This window comes from Kitasatospora sp. NPDC008115 (genome assembly GCF_042957205.1).
Classification (GTDB): domain Bacteria; phylum Actinomycetota; class Actinomycetes; order Streptomycetales; family Streptomycetaceae; genus Kitasatospora.
The window spans coordinates 45,894-69,717 of the sequence record NZ_JBIBHU010000021.1 but is presented as its reverse complement, the minus strand read 5'-3'; the positions used below and the strand labels follow the sequence as shown (position 1 = coordinate 69,717).

The 23,824-nt window shown below is 73.9% G+C and carries 18 protein-coding genes; 2 read left to right on the top strand and 16 right to left on the bottom strand.

Annotated features, from left to right (window positions below):
- Positions 1–22: 22 nt before the first annotated feature.
- The 9 genes from ACFZBX_RS25045 to nrdR form a co-directional block, all read right to left on the bottom strand.
- Positions 23–1,267, bottom strand: coding sequence for a cytochrome P450 (locus tag ACFZBX_RS25045; protein ID WP_391536025.1), 1,245 nt, complete (start codon positions 1,265–1,267; stop codon positions 23–25).
- Positions 1,264–1,941, bottom strand: coding sequence for an ATP/GTP-binding protein (locus ACFZBX_RS25040; RefSeq protein ID WP_391536024.1), 678 nt, complete (start codon positions 1,939–1,941; stop codon positions 1,264–1,266). Before ACFZBX_RS25040 ends, ACFZBX_RS25045 begins: the two co-directional genes overlap by 4 nt.
- On the bottom strand, positions 1,922–2,272 hold the full coding sequence (locus tag ACFZBX_RS25035) for a DUF742 domain-containing protein (protein WP_391536103.1): 351 nt from the start codon (positions 2,270–2,272) through the stop codon (positions 1,922–1,924). The genes ACFZBX_RS25040 and ACFZBX_RS25035 overlap by 20 nt, the downstream gene beginning before the upstream one ends.
- Before the next feature lie 35 nt (positions 2,273–2,307).
- Positions 2,308–2,754, bottom strand: coding sequence for a roadblock/LC7 domain-containing protein (locus ACFZBX_RS25030; RefSeq protein WP_391536023.1), 447 nt, complete (start codon positions 2,752–2,754; stop codon positions 2,308–2,310).
- Positions 2,754–4,424 carry a sensor histidine kinase gene (locus tag ACFZBX_RS25025; protein ID WP_391536022.1) on the bottom strand — a complete coding sequence of 557 codons (1,671 nt, stop codon included), beginning with the start codon at positions 4,422–4,424 and terminating at the stop codon, positions 2,754–2,756. The genes ACFZBX_RS25030 and ACFZBX_RS25025 overlap by 1 nt, the downstream gene beginning before the upstream one ends.
- 188 nt (positions 4,425–4,612) lie before the next feature.
- Positions 4,613–4,786, bottom strand: coding sequence for a Clp protease N-terminal domain-containing protein (locus ACFZBX_RS25020; protein WP_391536021.1), 174 nt, complete (start codon positions 4,784–4,786; stop codon positions 4,613–4,615).
- A gap of 219 nt (positions 4,787–5,005) precedes the next feature.
- Positions 5,006–5,149, bottom strand: coding sequence for a hypothetical protein (locus tag ACFZBX_RS25015; protein ID WP_391536020.1), 144 nt, complete (start codon positions 5,147–5,149; stop codon positions 5,006–5,008).
- A 308-nt stretch (positions 5,150–5,457) separates the two neighbouring features.
- Positions 5,458–8,340 (bottom strand): vitamin B12-dependent ribonucleotide reductase, encoded by a 2,883-nt coding sequence (locus ACFZBX_RS25010; RefSeq protein WP_391536019.1) that lies wholly within the window; start codon positions 8,338–8,340, stop codon positions 5,458–5,460.
- 214 nt (positions 8,341–8,554) lie between these two features.
- Positions 8,555–9,052: a transcriptional regulator NrdR gene (nrdR, locus tag ACFZBX_RS25005; protein ID WP_344345707.1), complete on the bottom strand. Its 498-nt coding sequence runs from the start codon at positions 9,050–9,052 to the stop codon at positions 8,555–8,557.
- A gap of 344 nt (positions 9,053–9,396) precedes the next feature.
- Between nrdR and lexA the strand changes: the two genes are divergently transcribed.
- A complete protein-coding gene (lexA, locus tag ACFZBX_RS25000; RefSeq protein ID WP_391536018.1) occupies positions 9,397–10,278 on the top strand; it encodes a transcriptional repressor LexA in 882 nt (293 codons plus the stop codon).
- Between the two features lie 128 nt (positions 10,279–10,406).
- Here lexA and ACFZBX_RS24995 read toward each other — a convergent pair whose 3' ends face one another.
- The 5 genes from ACFZBX_RS24995 to ACFZBX_RS24975 are packed head-to-tail and all read right to left on the bottom strand — an operon-like array spanning position 10,407 to position 18,184.
- On the bottom strand, positions 10,407–12,539 hold the full coding sequence (locus ACFZBX_RS24995) for an ATP-dependent DNA helicase (RefSeq protein WP_391536017.1): 2,133 nt from the start codon (positions 12,537–12,539) through the stop codon (positions 10,407–10,409).
- A 12-nt stretch (positions 12,540–12,551) separates the two neighbouring features.
- Entirely contained in the window at positions 12,552–14,378 is a 1,827-nt protein-coding gene (locus ACFZBX_RS24990; protein ID WP_391536016.1) for an IucA/IucC family protein, read from the bottom strand.
- Complete coding sequence (locus ACFZBX_RS24985) at positions 14,356–15,744, bottom strand: lysine N(6)-hydroxylase/L-ornithine N(5)-oxygenase family protein (RefSeq protein WP_391536015.1); 1,389 nt, start codon at positions 15,742–15,744, stop codon at positions 14,356–14,358. The genes ACFZBX_RS24990 and ACFZBX_RS24985 overlap by 23 nt, the downstream gene beginning before the upstream one ends.
- Before the next feature lie 14 nt (positions 15,745–15,758).
- Complete coding sequence (locus tag ACFZBX_RS24980) at positions 15,759–16,460, bottom strand: GNAT family N-acetyltransferase (RefSeq protein WP_391536102.1); 702 nt, start codon at positions 16,458–16,460, stop codon at positions 15,759–15,761.
- Complete coding sequence (locus tag ACFZBX_RS24975; protein WP_391536014.1) at positions 16,352–18,184, bottom strand: IucA/IucC family protein; 1,833 nt, start codon at positions 18,182–18,184, stop codon at positions 16,352–16,354. The genes ACFZBX_RS24980 and ACFZBX_RS24975 overlap by 109 nt, the downstream gene beginning before the upstream one ends.
- Before the next feature lie 331 nt (positions 18,185–18,515).
- Between ACFZBX_RS24975 and ACFZBX_RS24970 the strand changes: the two genes are divergently transcribed.
- Positions 18,516–19,700, top strand: a complete 1,185-nt coding sequence (locus tag ACFZBX_RS24970) for a trypsin-like serine peptidase (RefSeq protein ID WP_391536013.1) — start codon at positions 18,516–18,518, stop codon at positions 19,698–19,700.
- 72 nt (positions 19,701–19,772) lie between these two features.
- Here ACFZBX_RS24970 and hflX read toward each other — a convergent pair whose 3' ends face one another.
- Positions 19,773–21,281 carry a GTPase HflX gene (hflX, locus tag ACFZBX_RS24965; protein WP_391536012.1) on the bottom strand — a complete coding sequence of 503 codons (1,509 nt, stop codon included), beginning with the start codon at positions 21,279–21,281 and terminating at the stop codon, positions 19,773–19,775.
- A gap of 151 nt (positions 21,282–21,432) precedes the next feature.
- On the bottom strand, positions 21,433–23,721 hold the full coding sequence (locus ACFZBX_RS24960) for a RelA/SpoT family protein (protein WP_391536011.1): 2,289 nt from the start codon (positions 23,719–23,721) through the stop codon (positions 21,433–21,435).
- Positions 23,722–23,824: the final 103 nt, after the last annotated feature.

Genomic DNA, 23,824 nt, shown 5'->3' with positions numbered 1-23,824 from the left:
CCCGGGTCCGGCCGTGCTCGCGTCAGCCCGCGTACCCCGGCGTGAACGACACCGGCAGCGCCACCAGCCCGCGCACCCAGGCCGACGGCCGCCACACCAGCGCGTGCTCGGCCACCGCCAGCCGCAGGTCCGGCAGCCGGTCCAGCAGCACCTCGACCGCCGTCGTCGCGATCACCTCGGCCGCCTCCTGCGCCGGGAACGGGCAGCCGTGCTCGCCGTACGAGTAGCTCAGGTACGCGCGGTTGCCCTCGGCCGGCCGCCCGTCCGCCTGGCGCACCGACGGATCGGCGTTGGCGCCCGCGAAGCCCAGCAGCAGCATGTCCCCGGCGGCGATCCGCTGCCCGCCCAGCTGGGTGTCCCGGACCGCCCAGCGGCCGGCGAAGATCTGCGTCGGGGTGTCCTCCCAGAGCGCCTCGTTCAGCGCCTGGCTGATGCTGCGCCGCCCGCCGGACAGCGAGGCGGCGAACCGCTCGTCGGTGAGCATCAGCCGCAGCGCGTTGGAGACCCAGTACGAGCAGGGCTGGTGGCCGGCGATCAACAGCACCCGCAGGTCCCGCATGATCTCCTCGTGGGTCAGGCCGGCCGGGTGCGCCAGCATCCGCGAGGCGACGTCGTCGCCCGGGTGGGCGGCCTTCTCCTCGACCAGCTCCAGCATCACCGCGAGCAGCCGCTGCGCACCGGCCGGCGCGTCCGCGCCGCCGTCCAGCATGGTCAGCAGGGCCTCGATGAGCACCGGCGCCTGCTCCTCGCTCAGCCCGAGCACCCGGCAGAGCACCAGCAGCGGCAGCCGGTGCGCGTACTCGGCGACCAGGTCGGCCTCGCCGCGCCCGGCGAACCCGTCGATCAGCCGGTCGGCGAGCTCCTCGCAGTGCTTGCGCAGCTCGTACGGGTCGACGGCCGCCAGCGCGTCGGTGACCGCCCGCGAGCGCCGGACGTGCTCCTCGCCCTCGGCGTAGAGGATCGACGGCGCCGGGGCCATCATCGGCTTCAGCGGCCAGTTCTCGGGGATCGCCGCCCAGCCCGTCCAGCGGGCGGAGTCCCGGCCGAACAGCTGCGGCCGGCCGGTCACCAGCTGGAGTTCGCGGTAGCCGATCACCAGCCAGGCCGGCACCCCGCCGGCCAGCTCCACCGGCGCGACCGGGCCGTGCGCGGCCCGCATCTCGCGGTAGACCTGGGAGGGGTCGGTCTGGAAGCGCGGCCCGTACAGCGGGACGGCACCGGCGTGCGCCGGGCAGCCCGGCGGCGGGGTGGCGGCGGGCTCGGTCACGGGGTGCTCTCCTCAAGGACGTCAAGGACGGGGACGGCGGTACCGGGGGCGGGACGACCCGCCGACTCGGCCTCGACCCGGGCGGTCAGATGGTGGACCAGCTCGATCAGCACCTGCTTGCCGGACTCCCGGTCCCGGGCGTCGCAGTCCACCAGCGGCACCCCGGGCGGCAGGTCGAGCGCCTCGCGGACCTGCTCCAGGGTGTGGGCCGGCTCGCCGAAGTTGTTGCGGGCGACGATGAACGGGGTGCCGTGGTGCTCCAGCCGGTCGATGGCGTACCAGGAGTCCTCCAGCCGCCGGGTGTCCACCAGCACGACCGCGCCCAGGGCGCCGCTGAACAGCCGGTCCCAGAGGAACCAGAACCGCTCCTGCCCCGGCGCGCCGAACAGGTACAGCACCTGGCTGGCGGAGAGGGTGATCCGGCCGAAGTCGAAGGCGACCGTGGTGGAGCGCTTGCCCCAGGCGCCGGTGGGGTCGTCGATCCCCTCGCCGGCCTTGGTCATGACCTCCTCGGTGTTCAGCGGACGGATCTCGCTGACCGCGCCGACCAGGGTGGTCTTGCCGACGCCGAAGCCGCCGACCACGACGATCTTCAGCGCGTTGTCGGCGGTGCGGCGCAGCGGCGTCCGCCCGCTCGGGCGCGCGTCCCGGCCCTCAGAGCTGTTGGAGTCCATGCAGTACCTGCTTCAGCGTGTCGAGATCGGGCAGCCGGGCCTTGGTGGGCGCGAACCGCGGGTGGCGGGCGGTGATCGACCCGGTCTCCAGCAGGTCGCCGAGGAGGATCTTCACCACCGACACCGGCAGCGCCAGCTCCGCGGCGACCTCCACCACGGCGGTCGGCGCCTCGCACATCCGCAGGATGCGCGCGTGCTCCGACTGCATGCCCGACGCCGGCTCCCGCTCGGCGACGATCAGCGTGACCAGGTCGAACGCGTTCTCCGGGGCCCGGCTGCGGCCCCTGGTGATGGTGTACAGGCGGTCCGGGTCGTCGTCCCGGCCCGGCATGACCGGCCGCCCGTCGGTGCTCCCCCCGCCCCCGCTCACGCCGGGGCGCTTCCGTCGGCCGCCCGGCCGTCCGGGCCCTCGGCGTCCTCCCGGGCCGGGGCGCTGAGGTGGACACCGATCTGCTCGATCAGGCCGTGCATGTTGTGGCCGACCACGCCGACGTCGGCGTCCTCGTCGGTGACCACGGCGAGGTGGGCGCCCTCGCCGGCCGCCACGATGCACAGCACGCCACCGTGGAACTCGGTCATCGACTGCCGCACCCCGCCGGTGCCGTCGCCGAACTCGATGGACGCGCCGTGCGCCAGGCTCTGCAGGCCGGAGGCGATGGCGGCGAGCTGGTCGGCCCGGTCGTTGCCGAGGCCGGAGGTGTGGCAGAGCTTGAGGCCGTCGGCGGAGAGCACCAGGGCGTGCCGGGTACCGGGGGTGTTGGTCAGCAGGTTTTCCAACAGCCAGTCGAGGTCGCGGTCGGTGACACTGCTCATCAGGAGTCCTTCTCGGTGACGGGGGAAACGTCGGACGCGGGGACGGGGGCGGCGGCGGACGGGGTGTCGGGGGCGGCCGGGGAGTCGTCCGTGGCCGGCACCGTGTCCCCGGCCGGCAGGGCGGCCCGGCGGAAGGCGCCGAACCGGGCGGCGGCACCCGCCGCGTCGGGCCGGGCGGACCGCTCGGCCGGGGCGGCCGCGGGGGCGGCCGAGCCGAGCGTCTGGCCGCGACGGCGCTGCGGCAGCCCGCTGTCCGTCACCCGCGCGGCGGGTGCCTGCGCGGGTGCCTGCGCGGCAGCGGCGGGCGCCGGGCGGGCCGGGGTGAGCGCGGGGCGCGCGGCCCGTTCGGCGGGCGCGGACACCGGCGCGGACGCCGGGGCCGGCGGCGCCGCGGGCTGGGTGACCAACTGCTGCGGGACCAGCATCACCACGCCGGTGCCGCCGCGCGCCGAGGGCCGGAAGGAGATCTGCAGCCCGTGCTTGCGGGCCAGCACCCCGACCACCGCGAGGCCGATCCGGGTGCCCGCCGACAGCGTGGTGAGGTCCAGCGGCTCCGCCGAGACGGCCTGCTCGGCACGGCGCAGCCAGCTGTCGCCCAGGCCCAGGCCGCTGTCCTCGACGGTGATCGCCAGACCGGCCGGCACCTCCTCGACGTAGACGTGCACCTCGGCCGGCGGGGCGGAGAAGTTGGTCGCGTTGTCCAGCAGTTCGGCCAGCGCGTGCATCACGCCCTCGGCGGCGAACCCGGCCACCGCGGCCGTGCTCGCGTTGTGCAGCCGCACCCGCTGGTAGGCCCCGATCCGGCCGAGCGCGCCGCGCAGCACCGATTCCACCGGGATCGGCTTGCCCCAGCGCCGGCCGGAGCGGGCGCCGGTGAGCACCGCGATGCTGTCGGCCATCCGGCCCGCCTGCGCGGTGGCGTGGTCCAGGCTGAGCAGGTCGCCGAGGACCTCCTCGTCGTGCCGGTGCTGCATCTCGCGCAGCTCCGCGTGCATGCTCGTGGCGAGCGCCTGGACCCGGCCGGCCGCGGTCGCGCAGACGGCCAGCGCGGCGGCCCGCAGCTTCTCGCCGCGGCCGATCTCCTCGGCGACGGCGCGCAGCAGCGCGCGCTGGGGGTGCTCGCGGTGGGCGGCCAGCGCGCTGTCCACGGTCGCGCCGGTGCGCAACCGCTTCACCACCTCGGGCAGCACCTCGTCGGCCATCCGGTCCAGGACGGCCCGCTCGGCGCGCTCCGCCTCGGCCTCGGCCCGGGCCCTGGCCGCGTCCGCGCGGGCCGCGGTGACCTGCTCCTCGGCCCGCCCGAGCGCGGTCCGCGCCTCGTCCCGCGCGGCCTCCGCGGCGGCGGCCCGCGCCTTGGCTCCCGCCTCGCCCTGCCGGGCCGTACCGGCGACGACCAGTGCCGCCATGGCCTCGTCGTCCTTGGCGGCCAGCTCGGCCTCCAGCCGCCGGGCCCGCTCGGTGGCGCTCCCGGCCTGCCAGACGGCGATCAGCCAGAGGACGGCGACCGCCGCCACGGCGGCCGCGGTCAGCGGCTGCCCGGCGTCGACCGCCCGCATCACCCCGACCGGCCCGGCCACCGCAGCCAGCAGGGCGGCCGCCGCCATCAGGGCCTTGGTGCGCACGTCGGGTCGACGGCGCGGCCCGCCGTCGGGGCTGGTGGGTTCTGTCATCGGTGCGGTGTCCTCGGCAGAAGGTCGGGCGAATGCGCGACCGCCCGGCCGACGTCGTGGAACGTCTCCGGGCGGTATTTCGGTTCACGCAGTCGGCCGATCATATCCATTCAGACGATGCACTCAACCGACAAGTTGACGGTCAGTCTCCTCCCGCAACGCTCCGTATAGCAATCCGCCCCTCCCGCTCACCCCGTCGACGCCTCCACCGCGCGCCGCACGGCGGCGAAGTCCAGGCCGTGGTCGGCGACCACCCGCGCGCCGAGCCCGCCGCCCTCGCGGAGCAGACCGAGCACCAGGTGACCGACCGCGATGTGACCGGACTTCAGCTGCAGCGACTCACGCAGCGACAGTTCCAGCACCTTCCTCCCCCGCGCACTGAACGGACTGCGCCCCGTCGGAGCGGAACCAGCCGCCGGCCCGGTGGAGCGGCAGCACACGACCGTCAAACACCAAAAGGCGGGGCGAGGACGCTATGTCCTCGCCCCGCCTTCAGCAGTGGCTCACCTCATCCGCAGAGCTGCGGACTCCGGCCATCAATGGCCGGGTGGCCCTGGGTGTAGGCCCAGCGCCACCCAGCATCACTTCTTCTTGCCGCTCGACGGCGTCTGCGCCAGCGCGCTGGCTGCCGCCGACTTCGCAGCCTTCGAAGCCTTCGGGTCGTTCAGGACCTTGGCTGCAGCCGAGGCTGCCTTCTTTCCGGTCTGCTTCGGGTTCGTAGCCATACGAATCACCCCCCTCCGGGCTGTTTTGCTTCGCAGCCCGGAACGTGATGTGATGCAAGTTCTGACGCGAGCAGGACATCACGTTCCTGGTTGCAGCGCGCCCGGCCCCCTACAGGGCCGGGCGCTTGCCATTCCGGCAGCTCTCGCCGCCGGAAGCTCATGGGCCAGCGTCCCCGCGCCCCTGGCTAGCGCACGATCCGGCCAACGTTCGAGGTGGGGGCGCCCGCCTGGGGCTGGCGCCCCCACCTCAAAGGCCTCGTGTCAGATCAGGAACCGCCGTGTAGCACTTGATGCGGTTCCGCCTGCCATCAGCTGCAGCCGCTGGTGGAGCCGCAGCCCTCGCAGAGGTAGCAGCTGCCGGCGCGGCGCATCTTGGTGCCGCAGGAGAAGCAGAGCGGCGCGTCGGCGTTCAGGCCCAACTGGATCTCGATCAGCTCGGTCGAGTTGTGGGCCTGGGCCGGGGTGGCCTTCGGGGCCGGGGCCGGGGCGGCGGCCGGCTTGGCCGCGGGGGCGACCGGGGCGGTCTGGGCGAGCGTCTCGGTGTCCAGCTCCTCCTCGGCCTCCAGCGGCTCGTAGGACCCGGTCTCCAGGTGGCGCTGGCGCTCCTCGACGGAGTGGATGCCGAGCGCCGAGCGGGTCTCGAACGGCAGGAAGTCCAGCGCCAGGCGGCGGAAGATGTAGTCGACGATCGACTGCGCCATCCGCACGTCCGGGTCGTCGGTCAGACCGGCCGGCTCGAAGCGCATGTTGGTGAACTTCGAGACGTAGGTCTCCAGCGGCACGCCGTACTGGAGGCCGACCGAGACGGCGATGGAGAAGGCGTCCATCATGCCCGCGAGGGTCGAGCCCTGCTTGGACATCTTGAGGAAGACCTCGCCGAGGCCGTCGTCCGGGTAGGAGTTGGCGGTCATGTAGCCCTCGGCGCCACCGACCGTGAAGGAGGTGGTGATGCCCGGGCGGCCCTTGGGCAGGCGCTTGCGGACCGGGCGGTACTCGACGACCTTCTCGACCGCGGCGGCCGGGGCCTCCTCGGCCTTCTCGTCCTTCTTCTTGGCCGAGAGCGGCTGGCCGACCTTCGAGTTCTCGCGGTAGATGGCGAGCGCCTTGACGCCCGTCTTCCACGCCTCGAAGTAGATCTCCTCGACGTCCTCGACGGTCGCGGCGGCCGGCATGTTCACCGTCTTGGAGATGGCGCCGGAGATCCACGGCTGGATCGCGGCCATCATCCGGACGTGGCCCATCGGGGAGATGGAGCGCTCGCCCATCGCGCAGTCGAAGACCTCGTAGTGCTCGGACTTCAGGCCCGGCGCGTCGACCACGTTGCCGTGCTCGGCGATGTGGGCGACGACCGCCTCGATCTGCTCGTCCTGGTAGCCGAGGCGCTTCAGGGCGCGCGGCACGGTGCCGTTGACGATCTGCATCGAGCCGCCGCCGACCAGCTTCTTGAACTTGACCAGCGCGAGGTCCGGCTCCACGCCGGTGGTGTCGCAGTCCATCATCAGGCCGATGGTGCCGGTCGGGGCCAGCACCGACGCCTGGGCGTTGCGGAAACCGTTCTGCGCGCCGACCCGGAGCACGTCGTTCCAGGTCTCGGTGGCCGCGGCCCAGACCGGGGCGTCCAGCCCGTCGAAGGAGACGGCGGCCTTCGAGGCGTCCGCGTGCTGCTTCATGACCCGCTGGTGCGGGGCCGCGTTGCGGGCGTAGCCGTCGTACGGGCCGACGACGCCGGCCAGTTCGGCGCCGCGGCGGTAGGCGGTGCCGGTCATCAGCGAGGTGATGGCGCCGGCCAGGGCGCGGCCGCCCTCGCTGTCGTAGGCGTGGCCGGTGGCCATCAGCAGGGCGCCGAGGTTGGCGTAGCCGATGCCCAGCTGGCGGTAGGCGCGGGTGGTCTCGCCGATCTTCTGGGTCGGGAAGTCCGCGAAGCAGATGGAGATGTCCATCGCGGTGATGACCAGCTCGACGACCTTGGCGAAGGCCTCGGCGTCGAACGAGTCGTCGTCGCGGAGGAACTTCATCAGGTTGAGCGAGGCGAGGTTGCAGCTGGAGTTGTCCAGGTGCATGTACTCGGAGCAGGGGTTGGACGCGTTGATCCGGCCGGACTCCGGGCAGGTGTGCCAGTGGTTGATGACGGAGTCGTACTGGATGCCCGGGTCGGCGCAGGCCCAGGCGGCCTCGGCCATCTTGCGGAAGAGCCTCTTCGCGTCGACGGTCTCGATGACCTCGCCGGTCATCCGGGCGCGCAGGCCGAATTCGGTGCCGTTCTCGACGGCGGTCATGAATTCGTCGCTGACCCGGACCGAGTTGTTGGCGTTCTGGTACTGGACGGAGGTGATGTCGTCCCCGCCGAGGTCCATGTCGAAGCCCGCGTCGCGCAGCGCGCGGATCTTCTCCTCCTCCTTCACCTTGGTCTCGATGAAGGCCTCGACGTCCGGGTGGTCGACGTCCAGGACGACCATCTTGGCCGCGCGGCGGGTGGCGCCGCCGGACTTGATGGTGCCGGCCGAGGCGTCGGCGCCGCGCATGAAGGAGACCGGTCCGGAGGCGTTGCCGCCGGAGGACAGCAGCTCCTTGCTGGAACGGATCCGGGAGAGGTTCAGGCCGGCGCCGGAGCCGCCCTTGAAGATCATGCCCTCTTCCTTGTACCAGTCGAGGATCGACTCCATGGAGTCGTCGACGGACAGGATGAAGCAGGCGGAGACCTGCTGGGGCTGCTTGGTCCCGACGTTGAACCAGACCGGCGAGTTGAAGCTGAACACCTGGTGGAGGAGGGCGTGGGTCAGCTCGTGCTCGAACACCTCGGCGTCGTCCGGGGTGGCGAAGTAGCCGTTCTTCTCGCCGGCGGCGCGGTAGGTGAGCACCACGCGGTCGATGATCTGCTTGAGGCTCCACTCGCGCTGCGGGGTGCCGACGGCGCCGCGGAAGTACTTGGACGTGACGATGTTGACGGCGTTCACCGACCAGAAGTCGGGGAACTCGACGCCGCGCTGCTCGAAGTTGATCGAGCCGTCACGCCAGTTGGTCATGACGACGTCGCGCCGCTCCCAGCGGACCTCGTCGTACGGGTGCACGCCAGGAGTGGTGTAGATGCGCCCGATCCGCAGGCCGCCCTTGGGGGCCTTGCCGGCGCCGCTCCTGGCCGCCGTCTTGTCGGACTTCGACCCGCGTGCGGAACCGCTCGTGGTGTCTGTCACTTCTGTTCCTCCTCCTGGTTGGGCAAACGCCCGGAGTGCCCCGAAAAATCCGGGCACGGCTGGTTCGCTCTTCCGGTGTGCGGGCAGGCGGGAGTCCTCGCCGACCGCGCACGGTTTGTCATGGTCTGTGCGCCGTTTTCGGGCACACGTCGGCCCTTGCGGGGGCCGGGGGTGCTGCCGACCCCGGAAGGGGCCGGTGAAGGGGCCGGGCCGGCTAGGGCGCGGCGGCGGCGACGGGCACGGGGGTGCCGTCCGCCTCGGGGGCGGGCCGCTCGGCGCGGAGTTCCGCGATGGCGGCCTCGAAGTCTTCCAGTCCGTCGTACGCCTGGTAGACGCTGGCGAAGCGCAGGTAGGCGACGACGTCGAGTTCCTTCAGGGGGCCGAGTATGGCCAGCCCGACGTCATGGGTGGTGAGCTCGGCGTTGCCGGTGGCCCGCACGCACTCCTCGACCCGCTGCCCGAGCTGGGCGAGGGCGTCCTCGGTGACCGGGCGGCCCTGGCAGGCCTTGCGGACGCCGGAGATGACCTTCTCCCGGGAGAACGGTTCGGTGACGCCGCTGCGCTTGATGACCATCAGGGCGGCCGTCTCCACCGTGGTGAAGCGGCGGCCGCAGTCCGGGCACTGCCGGCGACGGCGGATGCAGCTGCCGTCCTCGGTGGTCCGGCTGTCGACGACGCGGCTGTCGGAGTGCCGGCAGAAGGGGCAGTGCACCTGAGGATCCCTCCCTGGCAGGACGTGCGGACTGGTCGAGTCTATGCGATCCCGGGGCGCTGGTAGCAACCCGATCTTGAGGCCTCGACCACAAGTACTGGGCCACGGAGAGGACTGTAGCCACTACATCTAGGTCTGTGGCGGAAGTAGACCCACTGGCGTGTCGGCGCGGACTAGGATTCCGGGGAAGCCTTGGGGTCGAACATTTAATCGATGTACAACAAAGCCTTGATCGAGTCAGTCAACTCCCGAATAATTCACTCGAACGTGTGTTTGGCGCAACCTTTCGATACGAGGTGCGTTGGGCTGGAAAAAGGAGAGGACAGCCGTCGAGAGGGGCCGCCGTGAACACCGTCGAAACCAACACCATCCCGGTGCAGGAACACTCCCAGCTCAAGGTGGGGCAGCGCACCACGAATCAGCAGAGTGTGGACATCAGCATGGACCGTAGCGAAGACCATCGCCCCCCGGGCCCGGGCCTTTCCGGCGTCGGCCGCGTTCCGGACCAGCCCATCGAGCACTCCGCCGTCCTGGACGACGGCCTCCCCGCGCCGGCCCGTTCGGCGCCCGGCCGACCGCCCGGCATCCGCACCGACGAGGCCGGGCTCACCGAGCGCCAGCGCCGGGTGATCGAGGTCATCCGGGATTCGGTGCAGCGGCGCGGCTACCCGCCGTCCATGCGCGAGATCGGCCAGGCCGTGGGCCTGTCCAGCACCTCCTCGGTGGCCCACCAGCTGATGGCCCTGGAGCGCAAGGGCTTCCTGCGCCGCGACCCGCACCGCCCGCGCGCCTACGAGGTCCGCGGGGTCGAGGTGGCCCGGCCGAACACCGCCGAGACCGCCGGCCGCCCCTCCACCTCGTACGTGCCGCTGGTCGGCCGGATCGCCGCCGGTGGCCCGATCCTGGCCGAGCAGACGGTCGAGGACGTCTTCCCGCTGCCGCGCCAGCTGGTCGGCGAGGGCGAGCTGTTCGCGCTCACCGTGCGCGGCGACTCGATGATCGAGGCGGCCATCTGCGACGGCGACTGGGTCACCGTCCGCCGCCAGCCGGTCGCCGAGAACGGCGACATCGTGGCCGCGATGATCGACGGCGAGGCCACCGTCAAGCGCCTCAAGCGCGAGGACGGCCGGATCTGGCTGATGCCGCACAACCCGGCCTACGAGCCGATCAACGGCGACAACGCCACCATCCTGGGCAAGGTCGTGGCGGTCCTGCGCCGGCTCTGACCGCCCGCCCCGGCGCCCCCGCGCCGAGGCCCTCGCCCCGACACCCTCGAAACCCTCACCCCCGGCTCTGACAGGAAGGGGCTCCCCGCACACCGCGCGGAGCCCCTCCGGCCCGTCCGGGCCCCGTCTCAGCCCCGCTTCACCACCGGCCGCACCGGCGCCGCCGAGGCGTCGATCGCCGCCAGCGAGCGGCGGACCTGGTTGCGGTCCGTGGTGTACCAGAACTCCGGCATCGAGGAACGGAAGAAGCCGCCGTACCGCTTGGTCTCCACCCGTGGGTCGAGCACGGCCACCACGCCCCGGTCGTCGGCGGCGCGCACCAGCCGGCCCGCGCCCTGCGCCATCAGCAGCGCCGCATGGGTGGCCGCGACGGCCATGAAGCCGTTCCCGCCGCGCTGTTCGACGTCCTTCTGCCGGGCGCTCATCAGCGGGTCGTCCGGACGCGGGAACGGGATCCGGTCCATCACCACCAACTGGCAGGCCGACCCGGGCACGTCCACGCCCTGCCAGAGCGACAGCGTGCCGAACAGGCAGGTGGTCGCGTCCGAGGCGAACTCCCGGATCAACTCGCCCAGGGTGTCCTCCCCCTGGAGCAGGATCCGGTGGTCCAGCCGCTCCCGCATCGCCTCGGCGGCCGCCTGGGCACCGCGCATCGAGGAGAACAGGCCGAGCGTCCGCCCGCCGGCCGCGCCGATCAGCTCCTCCAACTCGTCCAGCATGTCCGGCCGTTCCGGGTCGCGCCCGGGATCGGCCAGGTGCCTGGCGACGTACAGGATGCCCTGCTTGGGGTACTTGAACGGCGAGCCGACGTCGATCCCCCGCCAGTGCGGCACCGGCTCGTCACCGAAGCCCGCGCCCGCCGCCTCCGGGTTGTCCCCCGGGGTGCGGACGTCCGGCAGCCGGGCCTCGGACGGCAGGCCGACCGAGGCGGCCACGCCGTTGAAGTCCCCGCCGAGCTTGAGGGTGGCCGAGGTGAGCACCACCGAGCGCTCCTTGTACAGGCCCTCGCGCAGCAGCCCGGAGACGCTCAGCGGGGCGACCCGCAGCGAGGCGGTGCCGAGACCGTAGCGGTCGCTGCGCTCGATCCAGACCACGTCGTACTCGGAGTCCTGGAGCAGCCGGTCGGTGGTCTCGTGCAGCGCCTCGGCGGCGGCCATCGCCTGCTTGCGGACGGCGTCCTCGTCGCTGAGCCCCTTGTCCCTGGTCTCGCCGAGCGAGGTGATCACCTGCCGGGAGGCGTCCCGGATCGCGGTGACGGCGTACCCGAGGTACTCGGGCAGCTCCTCCACCCGGCCGGGCTGGGCGGTCTCCATCAGGCCGTGGTAGTTCTCGGCGGCGGCCTGGAGCGCGTCCACGGCCTTCTCGTTGGCGAGCCGGGCGGCCCGCTTGACCGCCCGGTTCACCGCGCCGACGGTCAGCTCGGCGGTGGCCGCGCCGGTGACCCGGTTGACCAGCTCATGGGCCTCGTCGATGATCAGCAGCCCGTGCTCGGGCAGCACCGGCGCGCCCTCGATCGCGTCGATCGCGAGCATCGCGTGGTTGGTGACCACCACGTCGGCGAGCTTGGCCCGCTCGCGCGCCTTCTCCGCGAAGCACTCCTGCCCGTACGCGCAGCGGGTGGCACCCAGGCACTCCTTGGAGGTGACCGAGAGCTGGGCCCAGGCCTTGTCGGAGACGCCGGGGGTCATGTCGTCCCGGTCGCCGGTCTCCGTCTCGTCCGCCCAGTCGCGCAGCCGGAGCACCTCCTTGCCGAGCTTGCCGGACGGGCCGCCCATCGCCTCGACCGGGTCGAACAGGCCCTCGCCCTCCTCGCTCGGGGTGCCCTCGTTGGCCCGGTGCAGGCAGAGGTAGTTGGAGCGGCCCTTGAGCATCGCGAACAGCGGGCGGCGCCGCAGCACCGGATGGAGCGCCTCCACGGTGCGCGGCAAGTCCCGCTCGACGAGCTGGCGTTGGAGCGCCAGGGTGGCGGTGGCGACCACCACCCGGTCGCCGTGGGCGAGCGCCGGCACCAGGTAGGCGAGGGACTTTCCGGTGCCCGTGCCGGCCTGCACCAGCAGGTGCTCGCCGTGGTCGACGGCGTCGGCGACGGCCTCGGCCATCCGGAGCTGGCCGGGGCGCTCGACGCCGCCGACGGCCGCCACCGCGGCGTGCAGCAGCTCGGGGACCTGGGCGCGGGGGACGGCCTCGACCGGGGCGTCCGCGGAACTCCCGGCCGGGTCGGCGTCCTCGGCGGGGAGCTGGGATTCGGAGTCGTTCGTCATGACCCTCCCACCCTACGGGGCGGGGGTGACAATCCGGTCCCGTTGTCCCGGCAGCGGCGTCGTCCCGTCCGCGGCGAGCGGGTTGGGCACGGTGCCGTGCCGGGCGGCGTGCGGACGGTGCGGGCGGTCCCCGTAGCCGTCCAGCAGCAGCCGGTTGCGGTTCAGGCAGAGCCGGTCGATCCGCGGCCGGAACAGGTCGAACAGCGCGAACCGGTCGGCGAGTTCCGGGAACCGCGCCTGGTGGCGCAGCACCTCGGCGCGCAGCAGCGCCCAGAACCGCGCCTCGGCCAGGCCGGTCCGCGCCTCCAGCAGCGGCGCCAGGAAGCGGAACACGCCGATGAACAGCCCGGAGTGCAGGAACTGGCACAGGCCCTGCGGGTCCTCGCGCAGCAGCACCGCGTCCACCTCGGCGGGCAGGCCGCGCAGCTCCGGCAGGTCCTGGTCGCTGAGGTTGACGTCGTCGACGAAGTCCTTGACCGCCAGCCGGACCGGCACGTCCCGCTCGTCGAACACCACGATGGCGTTCTCGCCGTGCGGGGAGAAGACCAGCCCGTACCGGTAGAGGAAGTGCAGCAGCGGCGGCAGCAGCGCGGCGAACAGCCGGGCGGTCCAGTCGGCGGGGGCGAGCCCGGAGCGGGCGATCAGCTCGGCGGCGAGCGGTCTCCCGTCGCGGCCGGTCTGCAGCAGGGCGGCCAGGGTGCGGGCGCGCTCGCCGGGCGCCAGCGCGGGGCCGAGCGGCTCGCGCCAGATCGCGCCGAGCAGCTCCTTGTACTGGTACGGGGCCTCGGGCAGCTCCCGGTAGAGCGGGTGGTCGACGGTGACCGAGGCGATCTCGCCGAGCAGCACCACCCGGCACTCGTCGCGCAGGAACGGGTCGGCGTCGCGCAGCCCGTGGATCCAGGCGGTGACGGCGGGCGCGGCCAGCGTGCGCTCGGTGGGCAGGCCGCGCCAGACCAGGGTGTTGAGGACGGCCAGCGGCAGCTTGACGGTGCAGCGCTCGGGGCGGCTCTCGTTGAAGAACGAGCGGATCGACTGCTGGGGCAGCCGCAGGTCGCCGTCGGTGCCGAGCGGGACGATCTCGCCGGAGGCGATCCACGGGGCGAACAGCGGCAGCACCGTCTCGTCCCACTGCCAGGGGTGCACCGGCAGCAGCAGGTAGTCGCCGGCGGCGGCGCCGAGCGGGGCGCACAGCGCGTCCGGGTCGTCCAGTTCACGGCGGTACAGCGCCGCGGGGTCGGCGACGCCGGCCACGCCCCGGTACTCGGCGAGCCGGCGGTGGACGGCGATCCAGGGCAGCGCGCGCGGGGTGCGGGCCTCGGGGGCCCAGTGGGCGGTGTCGGCGGCGGAGAAGCCGATCCGGCCCTTGTTGGGGACGATCCACGGGTGGCCGCCCTGCCGGCCCTCCAGTTCGGTGTGGCCGAGGTCGGCGAGTTCGGCGGCGGTGAGCTCGGTGGCGAGCAGCCGGGTGTCGGCGGTCAGCGTGGCGGTGAGTTCGCGCAGCAGGTGGCCGGTGGTGTCACCGCGCAGGCCGAGGGTGTGCCGGGCGCGGATGAGGAAGCGCAGCGGGTCGAGGTCCTCGGGCACGTCGCAGGTGACCGAGCCGGGGTCGACGAGCCAGCCGTCGTAGGCGCCGCGCCGGGCGGTGAAGCGGTACTCGGCCCCGGGCAGTCCGAGCGCGTAGCCGCCGGGGGCGCCCGTCCCGACGGGGGTGACGAGCTCCTCGTAGGCGAACTCGCCGAGCATCTTGGCCAGCAGCGCGCGGCCGGCCCGCCGCCAGTGCCCGGCGGTGAGCTGCGGCGGCAGGTACAGCGGTGGTTCAGCGGCCGGCGGTTGCGGCACGGGTCGGCTCCTGGGGTCGGGGAAGGGCGGGTACGGGAACGGGTGCGGCCGGCGGGGCGAAGCCGGTCCAGGCGGTGCGCTCGGGCAGCCGGTGGACGGTCCGCCCGGTGACGGCGTTGAGGATCACCGCGGCGCGGTGGGCGCCGAGGCCCAGGTCGGGGGCGCCCACCCCGTGGGTGTGCAGTTCGCCGTTCTGCACGTACAGCCCGCCGGTGACCTCCGGCCGGGTGGCCACCCGGTGGTCGAGGCCGACCCGGTAGCGGCCGGCGGCGTCCCAGTCGACGAGGTGGGCGAGCGGTTCCAGGGCGGCCGGGCGGGCGGCCCGGTAGCCGGTGGCGAGCACCACGGCGTCGGTGCGCAGCACGTGCCCGGTGCCGGAGTCGGTGTGCAGGCAGTCGAGTTCGAGCCCGCCGCAGGGGCCGGAGCGGGCGTCGGTGACGGCGGTTCCGGGGGTGATCTCGACCGGCGCCTCGCCGACCGGCCGGCCGACGGTGCGCGCGTAGAGGTGGTCGTGGATCTCGGCGAGGGTCTCGGCGGAGGCGGCCTTGTGCAGCTGCCACTGGGCCTCGACCAGGGTGTCGCGCACGGCGCCGGGCAGACCGTGGAAGTACCGGGTGTAGTCGGGGGTGAAGTGCTCGAGGCCGAGCTTGGAGTACTCCATCGGCGCGAGCGCCCGGGTGCGGGTGAGCCAGCGCAGCCGGACGCCGTCGCCGTCGTGGCGGCGCAGCAGGTCGAGGAAGACCTCGGCGCCGGACTGGCCGCTGCCGACGACGGTGATGTCCCGGGCGCCGGCCAGGTCCTCGCGCCGGTCGAGGTAGGAGGCGGAGTGGAAGACCCGGGGGTGGCCGTCGAGGGCGGCGAAGGCGGCGGGCCGCACGGGCAGGGTGCCGACGCCGAGCACGACGTTGCGGGCCTCGACGGTGTGCTGCCGGCCGGTGGCGCTCTCGCGCAGTTCGGCGCGGTAGCGGTCGCCGGTCCAGCGCAGGGCGGTGACCTCGGTGCCGAAGCGGCAGTTGGCGAGCCGGTCGGCGGCCCAGCGGCAGTAGTGGTCGTACTCGCGGCGGGTGAGCTGGAAGCGTTCGGTGAAGTAGAACGGGAACAGCCGGTCCTGTTCGCGCAGGTGGTTGAGGAAGGACCACGGGTTGGTCGGGTCGACCAGGGAGACCAGGTCGGCGAGGAACGGCACCTGCATCCGTGCGCCGTCGACGAGCATCCCGGGGTGCCAGCGGAACTCCGGGCGCCGGTCGCAGAAGAGGGTGCGCAGGCCGGGGACGGGGTCGGCGAGCGCGGCGAGCGAGAGGTTGAACGGGCCGATGCCGACGCCGAGCAGGTCGTACGGCCCGGGCGGGGGTGCGGGGGTGTCCATGGGCGGGTGCAGTCCTAGGCGGGGTGCGGGGTGCGGTCGCGGACCATCAGGGCGGCCCGTTTGCCGGGCAGGTCGATTTCGGCGGCGAGCCGGAAGCCGGCCCGTCGGAAGGCGTGGACGGAGCGCCGGTTGCGGACGTCGGGTTCGGCGAGCACCCGGGCGCAGCGCGGCCGTGCGTGCAGGAGTCGGTCGGCCAGGGCGGCGAGCAGGGTGGCGCCGAGGCCCCGGCCGCGGCTGGTGGCGGGGCCGAGCAGCAGGTGGAGGCCGGTGTCGTGGGGCCGGGCCGGGTAGTGGGCGGCGAGCGGGTCGAGGTCGGCGCGGTAGACCTCCCAGTAGCTCATCGGGGTGTCGTCGAGCAGGCCGAGGCAGGGCAGGCTGCGCCCGTCGCCGCCGAGCTGTCCGCGCAGGTGCCGCTCGGTGACGGCGGGCGGGCCGGCGAGCTCCCAGAAGGCGGCGACCTCGGGGTCGTTCATCCAGCCGGTGAGCAGGCCGAGGTCGGCGGGGAGCCGGACCGGGCGCAGCCGGAACTCGCCGGCGGCGGTGGGCATGGCGCCCCACCGGGCCGGTTCCCCGCCCGCGCCGGGTCCGGCCGGCCGCGCGGCGCCGCTCACGCGCCGGCCACCGGGTTGGGGATGTCGACGTACACGGACTGGGTGGCGACCGGGCCGACCAGTTCGTCCAGGCCCTGGATCCGGGTGAGCAGGTTGGCCTTGCAGGGCAGGGTCGGCGCGTCCAGCAGCAGGCCGGGCAGCGCCGAGCCGGTGGCGGTGGCGGCGGGCCCGGTCAGGAAGCGCCGGAGCGCGGCGAGCAGGACGGCCTCGTCGGCGAGCTGCTGGGAGCCGAGCGCGCCGACCAGGCCGAGCACGTGGTTGATGCCCAGGTAGTAGGCGAAGTGGTGGTCGATCACCGGGTCGTCGAGGAAGGTGTCGCTGCGGGTGCCGAGGCCGGACAGCCGGGCGGTGAGCCGGTCGGCGGCGCTGCGCCGGTAGTAGTAGCCCTGGTTGTCGCGGTAGCGGCCGCCGGTCGGCCAGCCGGCGGCGTCCAGCAGCACCAGGCTGTTCTGCTGGTGGGCCTCCAGGGCGATGCCGGCCACGCCGTCCAGCCAGAGCACGGGCAGGACGACGGCGTCCAGGTAGCGCAGGAGCCATTCGGCGGTGACCGTGGGCAGCGGGCGGCCGGTGCGGGCGGCGAGCGCGCGCAGCAGGTCGCCGAGCCGGGAGGGGACGGTGTCGCCGCCGGCGCCGTGCGGGCGTTCGGCGACCAGCCCGGCCACGCAGTGGACGCGGTCCCCGGGGGCGAAGGGCTGGGCGCGCAGCACGGTGTCCAGGCCGCCGGGGTCTCCGAGGCCGGGGTGGTCGACGCCGATCCAGGCGGGGTCGCGGACGATGTCGAAGCCGGGGTGGGCGGCCCGCCACTCGTCGGCCAGGCCGCTCTCCAGCAGCCGGTGCATCTCCAGGCCGCGGTGGAGTTCCTTGCGGAGGTTCTCCCGGCGGGAGTTGGTGATCCGCAGGCCGAGCGAGAGCTTGAGCATCCAGGGGGTGCCGGGCCGGTAGACGGTGCGCACCGAGGAGGTGGGGTACCAGGGGTCGCCGGCCTGGCCGAGGTCGTGCAGCCGGCCCTCGGCGAGCAGGGCGGCGACGGCGGGGCGGTGGGCGAGTTCGCGGGCCTGCCAGGGGTGCAGCGGCAGGGCGGCGGTGCCGGGCGGCAGCAGGGCGGGGTCGTCGAGCAGCCGGGCGGTGATCCGGTCGGCGCTGTCGGCGACGGCGGAGCCGGCGGCGAGCAGTTCGCGGTCGACGGCCCACCAGTGCAGTTGGAAGGAGCCGTGCAGTTCGGGCGAGTAGGCGGCGCTCTGGGCGGGGCCGAGGCCGTCGCGGCTCTTCGGGGTGGGGTGCATCGGGTGGCCGAGCAGCAAGGACTGCTCGGTGGCGAGGAACTCCGAGCGCTCGGGTCCGCCGGGCACCGGGGCGGTGGCGGCCCGGTGGTGGGCCAGGATGTCGGCGGTGCGGACCACCGAGTCGGCGACCCGGGCGGCGAGGTCGGCGATCTGCCCGGGGTCGGGCCGGTCGGCGGCCGCGGCGGCGAGCAGGGCGGCGGCGGTGACGGCGTCCACCGGGGCGTCGGCGAAGTCCCCCGCCGCGTCGGCCTCGCCGGCCGCGAGGGTGGCCGGGCCGAACCGGTGCCAGCCGGCCGGCGACCAGTGCCGCACCGGGGCGGAGAGCCGGGCGGCGCCGCCGAGGACGGCGATCCGCAGGTACCCGTCGGGGCCTGGGAGGGCGCCGGTCTCCCGGGCCCAGCAGCGCAGCAGGGCCTCCAGGGCGGCCTGTTCGGCGGCGACGACCGGGTCCGGGTGGAGCAGCCGGTCGGACGGGGCGGGCGCCGCTTCGGCGGCGGTCCTGGGGGCCGGGAGTCGGGGCGGGGCTCCGGTCAGGGCGGTGCTCAATGCTGCTCCTTGATGCGCGTGGAGTGCCGACGCGCAGGGGGTGGAGAGAACCGGCGGGCGCTCACACCGTCGCGTCAGGTAAGGGTTACCTATCCCTGAGGGGTGATCACAAGGACCGCTCACTCGTCCGGGTGAAGATCGGTGATTGTCCGCCGCGCGGGCGGGAAGGCGGGCCCGTCGTACGGCCGGACCGCCCGTCACCGCGTCACGGATCGGTGACCCTCGCCGGGGTCCGGAACCCGGGGGCCGCCGGGGGCCGTCCTGGTGGCCAGTGGCAGACTCCAGGACGGCGGTCCGCCGCCCACACCGAACTACCCAGGGGGACAGCACCATGCCAGCGATCCACCGGTCAGCCGCGGCGGCGGTCCTCGCCGCGGGGACCCTGTTCGCCGTCACCGCCTGCGGCCCGGACGGGCCCTCGGGCGGGGGCACCGCCGCACCGCCGCCCTCCGGCGGCGCCACCGCCTCCGCCACCGCCGCGGGGGGCGGCAGTGGCGTGATCGGCGGCATCACCCTGCCCTCGGGCCTTCCGACCGGCCTGCTGGAGGGCCTGCCGAAGAGCTGGGACGACCTGACGAAGTGGAAGTTCGAGGACTGGGACAACTGGGCGTCCAAGCACGTCTTCAACAACCCGATCGTCAAGGACTTCTGGAACCCCGACAAGATGGGCGACTCCAAGCCGGCCGACCCTGCGCCGCCCACCGCCAAGCCCGCCGAGGACGCCGGTGTCACCGACCCGGAGCCGTCGGTGGTCAAGGCCGTGACGGTGCCGCGCCCGTACACCAAGCAGCCCTCCGGCAAGGTCTTCTTCTCCGCCGAGGGCGGCCGCGGCAACTGCTCGGCCACCGTGATCCAGGACCCGGCGCACCCGGGGAAGAGCAACCTGGTCTGGACGGCCGGCCACTGCGTCCACCCGGGCAAGGGCGGCAACTACTTCAAGGACCTGGTCTTCGTCCCGGCCTACAACAACTCGGGCGCCTCCAGCGGTGGCAGGAAGGCCCCGCTGTCCGAGCTGGCGCCGCTCGGCACCTGGTGGGCCAAGGACGTGGTGACCTCGCCGCAGTGGCTGGTCGAGGGCGGCGGCACCGGTGACGCGGCGAACCAGTACGACTTCGCGATCATGCGGGTGAGCAACCAGAACGAGGGCGGCAAGTCGCTGGAGGAGACGGTCGGCGGGGCCGTCCCGGTCTGGTTCGACGCGCCGCGCGACAAGCTCGCCGTCACGGCGGTCGGCTACCCGCTGTACAAGCCGTTCGACGGCCAGGAGCTCTACAAGTGCGAGGGCGGGAAGCCGACCCGGCTCTCCTTCGAGCCCAAGCGCCCGTCGATGCTCACCATCGGCTGCAACATGACCCAGGGCTCCAGCGGCGGCGGCTGGTTCGCGCCGATGCCGGACGGCCGGCTCGCGCTGGTCTCCAACACCTCGATCGGCACCCAGGAGCACACCTCGCTGAGCGGGCCGTACCTGGAGACGGTCGCCGAGCAGGCGCTGGGCTGGATCTCGAAGAAGAAGTAGCCGGCGGAACGACGCGACGGGCCCCGGTTCCCCCTCACGGGAGGGAACCGGGGCCCGTTCGCGCGGTGCGGCTCAGCCCTGCGGGCTCAGCGCCACCGCGAAGTGCTCCAGTTCGGCGGCCAGCTCGGCCGGCACCTTGGCGTGCAGCAGGGTGCCCTCGGCGGTGTGCTCGGTGGCGAGCAGCTCGCCCTCGGCGTGCACCCGGGACACCAGCGCGCCCTGGGTGTACGGGACGAGCGCGTGCACCTCGACGGCCGGGCGCGGCAGCTCCTCGTCGATGAGCCTGAGCAGCTCCTCGATGCCCGCACCGGTGCGGGCCGACACCACGATGGCGTGCGGCTCGCGGCGCAGCAGGCGCTGCAGCACGTGCGGGTCGGCCGCGTCGGCCTTGTTGATCACGACGATCTCGGGCACGTTCTGCGCGTCGACCGAGACGACGACCTCGCGGACGGCGGCCAGCTGCGTCTCCGGCTCGGGGTGCGAGCCGTCCACCACGTGCAGGATGAGGTCGGCGTCCGCGACCTCCTCCATGGTGGAGCGGAACGCCTCGACCAGGTGGTGCGGCAGGTGCCGGACGAAGCCGACGGTGTCGGCCAGGGTGTAGACCCGGCCGCTCGGGGTCTGCGCCCGGCGCACGGTCGGGTCAAGGGTGGCGAACAGCGCGTTCTCCACCAGCACGCCCGCGCCGGTGAGCCGGTTGAGCAGCGAGGACTTGCCGGCGTTGGTGTAGCCGGCGATGGCCACGGACGGCACCTGGTGGCGCCGGCGCTCCTGGCGCTTGGTGTCGCGGCCCTTCTTCATGTCGGCGATCTCCTTGCGGAGCTTCGCCATCTTCTCGCGGATCCGGCGCCGGTCGGTCTCGATCTTGGTCTCACCGGGACCGCGGGTGGCCATGCCGCCGCCGGACGAGCCGGAGCCGCCACCACCCATCTGCCGGGAGAGCGACTGGCCCCAGCCGCGCAGCCGCGGCAGCATGTACTGCATCTGCGCGAGCGAGACCTGCGCCTTGCCCTCGCGGGACTTGGCGTGCTGGGCGAAGATGTCCAGGATCAGGGCCGTGCGGTCGACGACCTTGACCTTGACCACGTCTTCGAGGTGGATCAGCTGGCCCGGGGTGAGCTCACCGTCGCAGACCACGGTGTCCGCCCCGGTGGAGGCGACGATGTCGCGCAGCTCCTGGGCCTTGCCGGAGCCGATGTAGGTGGCCGCGTCGGGCTTGTCGCGGCGCTGGATGACGCCGTCCAGCACCTCGGAGCCGGCCGTCTCGGCCAGTGCGGCGAGCTCGGCCATCGAGTTCTCCGCCTCCTCCAGCGTGCCGTCGGTCCAGACGCCGACGAGCACCACGCGCTCCAGGCGGAGCTGGCGGTACTCGACCTCGGTGACGTCCTGGAGTTCGGTGGAGAGGCCGGCGACACGACGGAGCGCGGCGCGCTCGCTGCGGTCGTACTGGTCGCCGTCGAAGTGGTGGTCGAGGTCCTCGTCGATGGCCGCGCGGTCCTCGTCCATGAGGGCTTCCGCCCGCAGACCGTCGAGGCGGCGCGGGGCGTCGGCGTGGTCGCGGGTGTCGAACGTGGAGGTCATTCTGTCCTTAGGCTGCTGGAACGGGTGGCCTGTGCGCGACCGTACGGACGGTCGTGCCCGGAGTCTGCCCAGCTGCCGCCCCGTCTAGCACTCGGGCGAGGTGTGAGCTACCCCTCGGGGCCGCGGGACGGGCTGAGACTCCTCCGCCCGGTCAACGCCGCAGTCCGGCCGTGAATTCCCCATGATGGTCGCACGCCGGGCGTGCGCCGGTCATCCCCATTTCCCCGGACGGCGCCGCCGCGGCCGGCGGACGGCCCGGTCCCCCGCCCGCCGGGGCGTGCGGGCGCTCCACGTCGTACACCCCGGAGACCCGCAGCATGGCCCGCAGCACGGCGGCCAGCGCGGCCGGGTCCGGCAGCTCGACGGTGTAGGTGTGCCGCACCCGCAGCTCCTGCGGCGGCTCCACCTCGGCCGAGACGATCCCGACGCCCTCGGCCGAGATCGCGGCCGTGAGGTCGGCCAGCAGCCGGGGGCGGTTCAGCGCCTCGGCCCGCAGGGTGGCCCGGAAGCCGGCGGCCGGGGCGCCGCCGGGGCGCCAGTGGACCTCCAGGGCGCCGCGCCCGTCGGCCCGCATCCGCTCCCCCGCCGGACAGCCGGCCCGGTGCACGGCGACCGCGCCGGCGCGGATCGGGTAGCCGGCGATCTCGTCCGGCGGCACCGGGGTGCAGCAGCGGGCCAGCCGGACGGGCGCTCCGGGGCGCCCGGCCACGACGACCGGGGCGGCGGGCCGGCCGGCCGCGACCGGGCGGTCCGGCGGCGCGGGCTGGCCGGCGGACGGGCCGGTGCGGACCGCCGGGCGGCGCGGCGGCTGGTCGGCCGGGTGGTCGGCCAGCCAGCGCTCGATGGCGAGCCGGGCGGCCGGGGTGCGGGCGTGCGCCAGCCACTCGGGCGCCGGTCCGGCGGCGTCCTCGGTGAGGATGGCCACCCGGTCGCCGTCGTGGAGCACGGTGGAGAGCGCGGCGAGCCGGCCGTTCACCCGGGCCCCGATGCAGCGGTGGCCGGTCTCCTCGCCGAGCAGGTAGGCGGCGTCCACACAGGTGGCACCGGCTCTGAGCTGAAGCGTTTCGCCGCGCTCGGTGACCACGGTGATCTCGCGGTCCCCCGCCAGGTCGGCGGTGAGCGCGGACCAGAAGGCGTCCGGGTCCGGGGTCTCCTGCTGCCACTCCAGCAGGCGGGAGAGCCAGCCGGGCCGGGCCGGGTCGGTGCGGTCCAGCTCGTCGCGGCCCTGGTCGCCGCCGGTCCCGGGCTGGCGGGGGTCGCCGAGCGCGACCACCCCGGTCTCGGCCACCTCGTGCATCCGCCGGGTGCGCACCAGCACCTCGACCACCTCGCCGCCGGCCAGCGCCACCGCGGTGTGCAGCGACTGGTAGAGGTTGAACTTGGGCGCGGCCACGAAGTCCTTGAACTCCCCCGGCAGCGGCGTCCAGCAGGTGTGCAGCTCGCCGAGCACCGCGTAGCAGTCGGCGTTCTCCTCCACCACCACCAGCAGCCGCCCGAAGTCGGCCGGCTGCGGCCCCTGCGGCTTGCCGTCCGGCCCGGGGGCGGCGGCCCGCTTGAGCAGTACCCGGTGCAGCGAGACGCAGTGCCGGGGGCGGACGGTGACCTCGGCGGCGATCCCGGCCTCGGCGAGCTGGCGGGCCAGGCTGCGGGCGAACGGCGCCAGCAGGGAGTCGGGACCGGCCTCGTGCCGGCCGAGCAGGGCCCGGGCGCGGGTGTGCTCCTCGGGGTGCAGGGTGGCGAAGACGATGTCCTCCAGCTCCGCCTTGAGCACCTGGATGCCGAGCCGCTCGGCCAGCGGGATCAGCACGTCCCGGGTGACCTTGGCGATCCGCACCTGGCTGGCCGGCTTCATGTGCCGGATGGTGCGCATGTTGTGCAGCCGGTCGGCGAGCTTGATGACCATCACCCGGACGTCGTCCCCGGTGGCGACCAGCATCTTGCGGAAGGTCTCCGCCTCGGCCGCCGCGCCGAAGTCGACCTTCTCCAGCTTCGTCACCCCGTCGACCAGGTAGGCGACTTCGGGCCCGAATCCCTCGGCCACCTGGTCCAGCGTCAACTCGGTGTCCTCGACCGTGTCGTGGAGCAGCGAGGCGACCAAGGTGGTCGTCCCGGCGCCGAGTTGGGCCAGGATCATGGTGACGGCCAGCGGGTGGGTGATGTACGGCTCGCCGCTCTTGCGCTTCTGGCCGCGGTGGCTCGCCTCGGCCAGCCGGTAGGCGCGGCCGAGCAGGCCGAGGTCGGCCTGCGGATGGTGCCGGCGGTGGGCCTGGACCAGCGGTTCGAGCGCGTCCGGCACCGGCGGACGGCCGGTGGCCAGCAGCGCGGCGCGCCCGGCGCGGCCGAGCGCGGCCCGGCCCAACCCGCCGAGCGGGCGCCTGGGCCCGGTTTGCCGTGCGGGCGTCGGCTGCCCCGCCAGGGGCTGACCGGCTTCGATGGTCATCGGCACCTCCGGCAGCAGTACCGGGGGCGTGGGCCGACCCGGTGGTCCATGCTACCGAGCAGAGCACGTTCCGCGAGGCCCCGCTTCCCGTCCGCAGGGGGTA

What these genes read in the sequence shown, in the direction of transcription:
- ACFZBX_RS25040 (WP_391536024.1), bottom strand. Translation starts at nt 1,941, where the DNA reads ATGGACTCCAACAGCTCTGAGGGCCGGGACGCGCGCCCGAGCGGGCGG.
- ACFZBX_RS25035 (WP_391536103.1), bottom strand. Translation starts at nt 2,272, where the DNA reads ATGCCGGGCCGGGACGACGACCCGGACCGCCTGTACACCATCACCAGG.
- ACFZBX_RS25030 (WP_391536023.1), bottom strand. Translation starts at nt 2,754, where the DNA reads ATGAGCAGTGTCACCGACCGCGACCTCGACTGGCTGTTGGAAAACCTG.
- ACFZBX_RS25025 (WP_391536022.1), bottom strand. Translation starts at nt 4,424, where the DNA reads ATGACAGAACCCACCAGCCCCGACGGCGGGCCGCGCCGTCGACCCGAC.
- ACFZBX_RS25015 (WP_391536020.1), bottom strand. Translation starts at nt 5,149, where the DNA reads ATGGCTACGAACCCGAAGCAGACCGGAAAGAAGGCAGCCTCGGCTGCA.
- ACFZBX_RS24995 (WP_391536017.1), bottom strand. Translation starts at nt 12,539, where the DNA reads ATGACGAACGACTCCGAATCCCAGCTCCCCGCCGAGGACGCCGACCCG.
- ACFZBX_RS24985 (WP_391536015.1), bottom strand. Translation starts at nt 15,744, where the DNA reads ATGGACACCCCCGCACCCCCGCCCGGGCCGTACGACCTGCTCGGCGTC.
- ACFZBX_RS24970 (WP_391536013.1), top strand. Translation starts at nt 18,516, where the DNA reads ATGCCAGCGATCCACCGGTCAGCCGCGGCGGCGGTCCTCGCCGCGGGG.
- hflX (WP_391536012.1), bottom strand. Translation starts at nt 21,281, where the DNA reads ATGACCTCCACGTTCGACACCCGCGACCACGCCGACGCCCCGCGCCGC.
- ACFZBX_RS24960 (WP_391536011.1), bottom strand. Translation starts at nt 23,721, where the DNA reads ATGACCATCGAAGCCGGTCAGCCCCTGGCGGGGCAGCCGACGCCCGCA.